This window comes from Methylobacterium platani (assembly GCF_001653715.1).
GTDB classification, from domain to species: Bacteria; Pseudomonadota; Alphaproteobacteria; order Rhizobiales; family Beijerinckiaceae; genus Methylobacterium; species Methylobacterium platani.
The window spans coordinates 717-976 of the sequence record NZ_LWHQ01000085.1 but is presented as its reverse complement, the minus strand read 5'-3'; the positions used below and the strand labels follow the sequence as shown (position 1 = coordinate 976).

General features: G+C 80.8%; 1 protein-coding gene. It reads left to right on the top strand.

Going from position 1 to position 260, the window contains the following annotated elements; all coding sequences use genetic code 11:
- The coding region (locus A5481_RS35500) for a CoA transferase (RefSeq protein WP_245298675.1) at window positions 1-260 on the top strand (260 nt) is incomplete at both ends.

The following is a 260-nucleotide window of genomic DNA, read 5'->3' as shown; positions in this document are numbered from 1 at the left end:
CGAGGCGCTGCTCGCCGGGGCCGACGTGCTGGTCCACGGCTACCGGTCGGACGCCCTCGCCCGCCTCGGGCTCGACGCGGCGGCCCGCGCCCGCCTGCGGCCGGGCCTCGTCGACGTCGCCCTCGACGCCTATGGCTGGACCGGGCCGTGGCGGGCGCGGCGCGGCTTCGACAGCCTGGTCCAGATGAGCTGCGGCATCGCCGAGGCCGGGATGGCCCGCGCCGGCGCCGACCGGCCGGTGCCGCTGCCGGTCCAGGCCC